Raw genomic sequence first — 1,021 nt, 5'->3', positions numbered from 1 at the left:
TTTAGGGCATTTGCTGAACAGTAACATGCTGAAAGGACAATTCCTACGGCTTGACGGGAATAAAGCGGCAGGTATTGATCGCATGACAAAATCCGCTTACGGGGAACATCTTGATGGGAATATTCACAATCTCATCCTGCGAATACGCAGAGGGACATCTCGCCCGAAAGCCGCCAGAATCACGCAGATCCCGAAAGAGGATGGTAGTAAACGGCCACTGGTGATTTCGTGCACAGAGGACAAACGGGTGCAACTTGCGGTCAGTGATATTCTCAGCCGAATTTATGAGCCGCTGTTTCTACCGTGTTCATACGGGTTTCGGCCGGGATTAAATTGTCATGCGGCATTGAAGGCATTACAACAGCAAACATACCGTAACTGGAATGGTGCGGTTGTGGAAATTGACATCCGACAGTACTTTAACACGATACCCCATATTGAGTTGATGAATTTACTGCGGAAGAAGATATCAGATCGTCGTTTCCTCAGACTCATTAAGGTCTTAATAACGGCACCCATTATCGAGGGTAAACAGATATCCGACAATGTGTGCGGATGTCCCCAAGAGTCAATCTTGTCGCCGGTACTTGCCAATATCTACCTGCACTATGTGATAGATGAATGGTATGATGAAACCAGCCGTTCACACATTCATGGTCGGGCAGGAATGGTAAGGTATGCTGATGATATGGTGTTTACCTTTGAGTTCCTGAGTGAGGCAAAACGCTTTTATAAGATATTACCTAAACGACTGAGTAAATACGGTCTGGCGTTGCACAGTGACAAATCGCAATTAATTCCGGCGGGTCACGTTGCAGCAATGAGAGCTAACCAGTCTGGCGGGCGCTTACCTGCGTTTAACTTTCTGGGATTTACCTGCTACTGGGGGATATCGCGAAAGGGTTTCTGGCGACTGAAGTTGACCAGTCGAAAAGACCGTTTTGCCGCCAAATTGAAGGGACTCAGGGACTTCCTCTGGAAGAACCTGAATACACCTGACAAAAGGCGTGTTCTGACCATC

Annotated in this window: 1 protein-coding gene; it reads left to right on the top strand. The window is 47.1% G+C overall.

Going from position 1 to position 1,021, the window contains the following annotated elements:
• Nucleotides 1-1,021 (top strand): reverse transcriptase domain-containing protein (locus AAC147_RS01930; RefSeq protein WP_047685177.1); only part of this gene is annotated, 1,021 nt, incomplete at both ends.

It is taken from the genome of Xenorhabdus sp. NBAII XenSa04, from assembly GCF_963866145.1.
GTDB classification, from domain to species: Bacteria; Pseudomonadota; Gammaproteobacteria; order Enterobacterales; family Enterobacteriaceae; genus Xenorhabdus; species Xenorhabdus indica.
This window is presented reverse-complemented; position numbering and strand designations above follow the sequence as displayed.